A 7,484-nucleotide genomic window follows, 5' to 3' on the forward strand; every position below is an offset into this window, starting at 1 on the left:
CCTCGAAGGTGGCGGCTTCCCCGCAGGTCCCCCTGCCGGGGGCCCACCCCCTCTACGAGCGCGGAGGAAAGGAGTCGCCCCGCCCGGCGCCTCCTCCCCGAAAGCCCGCCGAAGGCGGAGCAAAGCCCCCGCCGGCAAGCCCGTCCCAGGGCGTGCGGGCGAGCCCGCGGGCCCGCAGGCTCGCCCGGGAGAAGGGGGTGGACCTGGTGCAGGTTCGGGGCACGGGCCCCCAGGGGCGGATCACGACCGCGGACGTGGAGGCCGCGGCCCCACGGACGGGCCTGCCCCCTGCGGCACCCGATGGGGAGCTGCCCCCCGTGACCTTCGCCGAGGGGGAGGCGGAGGCCCAGGAAGTGAGCTTCTACCAAAGGGCGGCCATCCGGCGGGTCTCGGCCAGCGCCCGCACGGTTCCCCACTTCCATGTCTCGGCCACCGTGGAGGCCGAGCGCCTGGTGCAGCGCAAGGAAGCTGCCGGGGAAGGGATCACCCTCACCCACCTCCTCCTGCGGGCCGCAGCCCTGGCCCTGGAGCGGTTCCCCGACGCCAACCGCAGCTACGATCGGGGCCGGTGGCTGCGCTGGAACGTGGTGAACCTGGGGGTGGCCGTGCAAACCGACGCCGGGCTCGCAGTGGCGGTGCTCCGGGGGGCACAGGGGAAAGACCTCCCCTGGATCGCCGAGCAGACCCGAGACCTGGTGGCCCGGGCCCGGGCGGGGAAGCTTCGGCCCGAGGAGCGCGCCAACTCCACCTTTACCCTCTCGAACCTGGGCGCGTACGGGGTCGAGAGCTTCACCGCCATCATCAACCCCCCCTCCGCCCTCACCCTGGCCGCGGGTGCCGTGCGCGAGGCGCCGCTGGTGCGCGGGGGCCGGGTGGAAGCGGGTCGGGTGCTGCACGTCACCCTCTCCTGCGACCACCGGGTGGTGGACGGGGTGCTCGCGGCGCAATTCCTGGGGGATTTGCAGCATCGGCTCGAACAACCGGAGGACCTGTGAGAAGAGGCGTCGAGAAGCCGGACCGCAGCGCCCCGGCGGGCGGGGTGGGGAAGGGGATGGGAGCATGAACCAGGCACTGCCGATGGGGGGCGGAGGGTGTGCCCCGGGGGCGGTTCCCTGGTTCTCGGCCAGGACCCTCGCTTTCGTGAGCGGGTTTGGGGCGGCCCTGGTTGAGCTCCTGGTCATGCGGGTCAACCCCCTCGTGCCCGAGGGACGGGCATGGCCGCTGGCCGGGACCAATGCGGTACTGGTGGGGTTGCTGCTCGGCAGCGGCCTCTACCTCCTGGTGTTTCGCCCCCTGGAGCACTCTGCCCGGCATGTGCGCGAGATCGAGGCCCTGCTCCTCTCGCGGGGCGCCGCGCCCCACTTTGCGATGACCCAACGGCACAGAGAAGCCCGGTTCTGGAGCTGGCCGACGCTGCTCCTGGGTTTGGGCATCTTCGCAAGCGAGCTCGTGGCGATTCGCCTCTTCCCGTTTCTGACCCATGCCCACCCGTTTTCGGGTGCCCTCGTCGACGCCTTCTTCCTGACCCTCCTGCTCACCCCCGCCCTGCACTATTTCCTGCTTCGCCCCCTTCGGGTCGCGCTGGACCAGTGCCGCAAAGCGGAGGACGCCCTGCGGCGGGCGGCGACCGAGAGCGCCCGAGAGGCGCAGGCTTGCGGCACGGAGCTATCCCGGGCCAACGAGCGGCTGCGGGAAGAGGTCTTGGAGCGCACGCGCGCGGAGCAGGAGCTGCGCACCAGCGAGACCCGGTACCGGCTCCTCGTCGAGTCGATGAACGAGGGCCTGTGCGTCGTGGATGCCGATGGCGTGCTGACCTACGCAAACCAGAAACTTGCGGAGATGATGGGGTATCCCACAGGCGAGCTGGCAGGGCGCAGGCCCGAGGAGTTCTTCTCGGAGGAGAGCCTTCCCCTGCTCGAGGAGCAGCAGAAGAGGCGCCGCCGCGCCGAGCGGGGCGTGTACCAGGTGAATCTGCGCTCCAAGGAAGGGGAGGAGGTGCCCGTCCTGATCTCGTCGACTCCCCTTCTGGGAGAGGACGGGAGCGTCCAGGGGAGCTTCGCGGTGGTGACCGACATCGGGGAGATCAAGCGGGCCGAGGAGGACCTGCGCCACTGGAGGACCTACCTGCAACTGCTTTCCGCCGAGCTCCTCACCGCCCAGGAGCGGGAGCGCGAACGGGTGGCCCGCGAGCTCCACGACGGCATCGGCCAGACCCTCTCGGCGGTGAAGTTCCAGATCGAGACGGCCTGCGCAGGGGATTCCGAGAAACGGGAGCTCATGGAGAGCGTGGTTGCCCGGTTGAAGGGGGCCGTGGACGAAGTGCGCCGCATCGGCATGGCGCTTCGCCCGTCCATTCTCGACGACCTGGGTCTGCTGGCCACGGTGGGCTGGTTTTGCCGGGAGTTTCGGCAGACCTACCCCGGCTTCGCCCTGGAGCCCCAGCTCTCCCTCAAGGAAGAGGACGTGCCCGAGCCCTTGAAGATCGTGATTTTTCGCGTCCTTCAGGAAGCATTGAACAACGTGGCCAAACACAGCCACGCGGCCCGGGTGCGCGTCTGCCTGGCGCGGGAGGCCGATGCGCTGGTGCTCGAGGTGGCCGACGACGGGGTGGGTTTCGATGTGGAAGCCGCCCTGGCGTTGCGGAGCACCCGGCGGAGCCTGGGGCTCGACAGCATGCGGGAGCGCACCCAGCTCTCCGGGGGTAGCTTCTGGATCGACTCGGAGGCCGGTCTCGGAACCACCGTCAAGGCCTCCTGGCCGGTGCCCGCAGCCGGTGCGGAGGATCTTTCCTCCATCCTTCCGGCTTCCGCCTAGAAACCCACCCTTACCAAGCATCCTGGGCAAGGCGCTACGTCTTGCTCCAGAAAAATGGCAGGTCTCCTTCGCTTGACCCGCCCTTCGCCGGGTGGATGTAGGGGCGACGCAGGGTCGCCCCTATGGCTCTCGGACGGGACCTCACGTGAAGCACGCGCTGCGCAGCTGCTGGGCGTGCCCTATGGCCCGGTCCACGTCGTGATAGAGGCTCTGGCACTCCCGCTCGAAGCCCCGGTCCCGGTCGCAGTAGCGGTCGCGCGCGGCAATGCCGTGGAGCTCCTCGACCATCGAGCTCAGGTCGCGACCGCAGCTCGCGTTTTCGTGGATGAACTCGCGGCCGAAGGGCTCGAGTTCGTCGGCGAGGGCGTGGAACTTCGTGCGGAAGGTCTCGTCGGAGGACTTCTCCGCGAGGCTTCGAAACTCGTGCTGGAAGTCGCTGACTTCCCAACTCTCCATTCTCTTGGTCACCATGGTGGCCCTCCTTCCCCCCGACTGCGCTCCGGCTCGGCCGGAGGATGACCCGGTACGGTCCAACCATAACCATTCCAGTCGGTGAAAGCCCCTCCCCCCGAAAACGCTCCGCCCTGTGGCGAGGACCCCGTTCGCCTGGCCGGGGCATCCGGGCGTGCTACACTCCAGCGATCCGGCGGGAAGACCCGAGCCGCTTCCAACCCGGGAGGAGTCCACGTTCCATGACCGATAGCGGCAAGCGGCGCCTGCGGCGCGCGGTGGTAGCCGTAAAGCAGGTGCCCGACACGACCCAGGTGAAGGTGAACCCCGAGACCGGCACCCTGATCCGGGAAGGCGTCCCCTTCATCGTCAACCCCTTCGATGCCCACGCCCTGGAGGAAGCGCTGCGGCTCCGGGACCGGTGGGAGTGCGAGGTGGTGGCGGTCACCATGGGGCCCCCCAACTCGGTGCTGGCGCTGCGCCGCTGCCTCGCCCTGGGGGCCGACCGGGCCGTGCTCGTCTCCGACCGGGCCTTCGGGGGGGCCGACACCCTGGCCACGAGCCTCGTGCTGGCCGCCGCGGTGCGGCGGGTAGCTGCGGAGTGGGGCCGGGTGGATCTGGTGCTGTGCGGCAAGCAGACCATCGACGGCGACACCGCCCAGGTCGGGCCCGGGCTCGCCACCCGCCTGGGATGGAGTCAGCTCACCCTCGTGGACCGGTTCCTGGAGGTCTCTTCCGAGACCGGGACGCTCACCGTGCGCCGCAAACTCGAAGGCCGCCGGGAGGTAGTGCGGGCCCCCCTGCCCGCGGTGGTCACCGTGGTGCGCGAGATCAACCAGCCCCGCTACCCCACGGTGCCCCGGCGCCTGGAGGCCGAAGAGGCGGAGATCTTCGTGTGGGACAACGGCGTGCTGGGCCTTTCCCCCGCCCGGGTGGGGCTCAAGGGCTCGCCCACCAGCGTCAAGCGCATCTTCGCTCCAGAGAGGCGCCTGGGGGAGATCGTTGGGGATGGGGAGGCGGACCCCGAGGGTGCCGTCCAGGAGCTCATCCGCAGGCTCATCGAGCGCGACGTGATCGCGGTGTAGCCCCCTCTGCCGAGGGAGGAGACCCCAGGCCATGGCGGAGCAGAAGGACAGGGGCAAGCTCAAGAAGCCCCGGGGAAAGTCGAGGCTCCTGGCGGGCAAGTGCATCGCCTGCGGGCGGTGCGCCCCCGAGTGCCCCGTGGAGGCGATTACCTACGACGCCGCGGGGGAGCCGGTCATCGACCTGGAGAAGTGCATCGGGTGCCGCAAGTGCGTCAAGATCTGCCCGGTGGAAGCCCTCGAGATGTTCTACACGGAGGAGGAACAGCGGACCATTGAGGAGCTCAAGCGCCGTGGCGAGTGGAAGGAGGAGAGACCCACCGAGGAGGAAGCAGCCAGGGCCGACCCGAGCTACCGCGGGGTGTGGGTGTTCGTGGAGCAGCAGGACGGCGCGGCCGCGGCGGTGAGCTGGGAGCTCCTGGGGGCGGGACAGGGCCTGGCCCGGGACCTGGGGGTGGGGCTCGCGGCCTTCGTCCTGGGGGAGGGGGTCGAGCACCTGGCCCAGGAGGCCTTCGCCTACGGCGCCGAGCGGGTCTACGTGGTGGACGACCCGGTGCTGCGGCACTACCGCACCCAGCCCTATCTCAAGGCCGCCCTGGACCTCATCCGGAAGCAAAAACCCGAGGTGGTGCTCATGGGCGCCACGGGCCTGGGGAGGGACCTGGCCGGGGCCGTGGCCACGGCTCTGGAGACCGGGCTTACCGCCGACTGCACCGAGCTCTCCGTGGAGGCCGAGCGCCGGCTCCTGGAGCAGACCCGCCCCGCCTTCGGCGGCAACATCATGGCCACGATCCTGAACCTGACCCACCGGCCCCAGATGGCCTCGGTGCGGCCCCACGTGATGCGCCGCCCCGAGCGCCGGGAGGGCGCGCGGGGGGAGATAATCCGGCAGCCCCTGGGCCTGGAGGAAGCCGCCGTGCAGGCCAAGGTCCTGGAGGTGCTGCGCGACGAGCACGGGACCGGCCACGTGGACATCGCGGGGGCCGAGGTGCTCGTCTCGGGGGGGCGGGGCATGCAGGGCGCCGAGAACTTCCGGCTCCTGGAGGAGCTCGCCGAGGTCCTGGGCGGCACCGTGAGCGGCTCGCGCAGCGCGGTGGATGCGGGCTGGATCCCCTACGAGCGCCAGGTGGGCCAGACGGGCAAGACCGTGCGCCCCAAGATCTACGTCGCCTGCGGCATCTCGGGGGCCATCCAGCACCTGGTGGGCATGCAGGACGCCGACCTCGTCATCGCCATCAACCGGGACCGGGACGCCCCCATCTTCGAGGTCGCCCACTACGGCATCGTGGGCGACCTCTTCGAGGTGGTCCCCGCCCTCACCCGCAGACTGCGGGAAGTGGCCCGGGGGGCGTAGGGGCGGGGTCTTGGACGGGATCACAGGATGGACAGGATGAAGAGCGGGATAGAACGTGTCGGTTTTCCCATCCCGGACATCCCGTTATCCCGTCCAAATCCTTTCCCGAGTTTGTCGCACGGGAGGACGGCATGACCCAGACCGAGACTACCCTGTTTGCGATTCTCTTCACGGGGGCGGTCCTTACGTTTGGATACTCGCTCCTGCGGTTGATGCGGGCGGTGCGGCTGGGGGGGCCCGATCCCCGGCTGAAGACGGGCCTGGAGAAGCGCCTCCTGGCGGCCCTGGAGTACGGCTTCGGCCAGAAGCGGGTCCTGGAGGACCGGTTCGGCCGCAACCACTTCTTTCTGTTCTGGGGGTTCGTGATCCTGGGGCTCGACAACGCTGGGTTCGTCTTGAACGGCCTCTTCCCCCAGCTCTCGCTGACGATCTTCGGCCCGGTGTTCTACCCCCTGCTCACGCTCCTCTTCGACGTGGTGCCCCTCCTGGTCATCGCGTGCGTGGTCGTGGCGCTCCACCGGCGCCTCGTGGTCAAGCCCTCCCACATCGAGTACCGCAGCGTCGATGCCTTCGTGGTGCTGGGGCTGGTCTTCCTCCTCATGTTCCTCTTCTATGGGTACCACGGGGCCGAGCTCGCCCTGGGGACGGCTCCCCGGGGCACCCTCATGCCGCTCACCCGCGTGCTGGTGGCCCCCGCCATGGCCGCGGTCTTCGGCGAGGGGCTCCACGCGGCAGGGCGGGTCTTCTGGTGGCTCCATGCGCTGGCGTTCCTCGCGTTCCTCAACTACCTGCCCTGGAGCAAGCACCTCCACATCCTCACGGCCATCCCGGCCTGCTTCTGCCGATCCCTGGAGCCCGTGCGTACCGTACCCCGGGAGATCTTCGAGCCCGGGCGCACCTATGGCGCGGGAACCGTGGACCGGTTCTCCTGGAAGGATCTCCTGGACTTCCTCTCCTGCACCGAGTGCGGCCGGTGCAACCAGCAGTGTCCCGCCACCGCGACGGGCAAGCCCTTGAACCCCCGGCTCGTCATCCGGGACGGCAAGGTCAACCTCCTGGCCAACGCCGAGAAGCTCCGCCACGGCAACCGGGCCACAGGTCTCATGCCCCTGATCATGGAGAAGGACGCCTCGGCCGAGGGCTCGGTGGGGGAGGACGCGCTCTGGGACTGCACCACCTGCGGGGCGTGCATGCGGGCGTGTCCGGTCTTCATCGAGCACGTCCCGAAGATCGTCCAGATGCGCCGCCACCTGGTGGAGAACCTGGCCAAGTTCCCGCCGGAGCTCGGGGTCTTCTTCGAGGCCACCGATCAGCGCTCCAACCCCTGGGGCCTGCCTCCGGCGGACCGGGGCCGGTGGGCCAGGGGGCTCGACCTGCGCCTCCTGGGGGAGCTCCCGGAGGGGCAGAGCGCCGAGTATCTCTTCTACGTGGGGTGCGCCGGCTCCTTCGACAGCCGCAGCCGCAAGGTGTCCGTGGCGCTCGCCCGCCTCTTCAAGGCCGCGGGGCTGAGCTTTGCGATCCTGGGCTCCGAAGAGCGCTGCTGCGGCGACTCCCAGCGCCGGCTCGGCAACGAGTACGCCTTCGACGCCCTCGCCCGGGAAAACGCGGAGCTCTTTACCCGGCGGGGCGTGCGCACCATCGTGTGCTACTGCCCCCACTGCTACTCCACCCTCCAGAACGACTACCGCCAGTACGGCCACAAGGCCCGGGTGCTCCACTACACCGAGCTCCTCCAGGAGCTCGTCCGAGAGGGGCGGCTACCCCTGCGCGGCGCGGCCGCGCAG

General features: G+C 69.9%; 6 protein-coding genes. 5 read left to right on the forward strand and 1 reads right to left on the reverse strand.

Annotated elements, in window-relative coordinates; genetic code table 11:
• Both AB1578_20475 and AB1578_20480 read left to right on the forward strand, forming a co-directional pair.
• Positions 1-995: dihydrolipoamide acetyltransferase family protein (locus AB1578_20475; GenBank protein ID MEW6490271.1), on the forward strand; the 995-nt coding region annotated here is incomplete at its 5' end.
• 64 nt (positions 996-1,059) lie between these two features.
• Positions 1,060-2,814 carry a PAS domain S-box protein gene (locus AB1578_20480; protein MEW6490272.1) on the forward strand — a complete coding sequence of 585 codons (1,755 nt, stop codon included), beginning with the start codon at positions 1,060-1,062 and terminating at the stop codon, positions 2,812-2,814.
• Positions 2,815-2,955: 141 nt separating this feature from the next.
• Here AB1578_20480 and AB1578_20485 read toward each other — a convergent pair whose 3' ends face one another.
• The gene (locus tag AB1578_20485) at positions 2,956-3,285 is read right to left on the reverse strand and encodes a hypothetical protein (protein ID MEW6490273.1); all 330 of its coding nucleotides are present in this window, start codon (positions 3,283-3,285) and stop codon (positions 2,956-2,958) included.
• Between the two features lie 221 nt (positions 3,286-3,506).
• On the opposite strand from AB1578_20485, the gene AB1578_20490 reads away from it, so the two are divergent.
• From AB1578_20490 to AB1578_20500, 3 genes are all read left to right on the forward strand, one after another.
• The gene (locus tag AB1578_20490) at positions 3,507-4,349 is read left to right on the forward strand and encodes an electron transfer flavoprotein subunit beta/FixA family protein (protein ID MEW6490274.1); all 843 of its coding nucleotides are present in this window, start codon (positions 3,507-3,509) and stop codon (positions 4,347-4,349) included.
• Positions 4,350-4,380: 31 nt separating this feature from the next.
• Positions 4,381-5,700, forward strand: a complete 1,320-nt coding sequence (locus AB1578_20495; protein ID MEW6490275.1) for an FAD-binding protein — start codon at positions 4,381-4,383, stop codon at positions 5,698-5,700.
• Between the two features lie 131 nt (positions 5,701-5,831).
• The coding region (locus AB1578_20500) for a (Fe-S)-binding protein (protein ID MEW6490276.1) at positions 5,832-7,484 on the forward strand (1,653 nt) is incomplete at its 3' end.

It is taken from the genome of Thermodesulfobacteriota bacterium (assembly GCA_040756475.1).
In the GTDB taxonomy this organism is placed as follows: domain Bacteria; phylum Desulfobacterota; class Deferrisomatia; order Deferrisomatales; family JACRMM01; genus JBFLZB01.

Excerpts from the sequence above, each read along its gene's own strand:
- AB1578_20480 (MEW6490272.1), top strand. The coding sequence starts at position 1,060 with ATGAACCAGGCACTGCCGATGGGGGGCGGAGGGTGTGCCCCGGGGGCG.
- AB1578_20485 (MEW6490273.1), bottom strand. The coding sequence starts at position 3,285 with ATGGTGACCAAGAGAATGGAGAGTTGGGAAGTCAGCGACTTCCAGCAC.
- AB1578_20490 (MEW6490274.1), top strand. The coding sequence starts at position 3,507 with ATGACCGATAGCGGCAAGCGGCGCCTGCGGCGCGCGGTGGTAGCCGTA.
- AB1578_20495 (MEW6490275.1), top strand. The coding sequence starts at position 4,381 with ATGGCGGAGCAGAAGGACAGGGGCAAGCTCAAGAAGCCCCGGGGAAAG.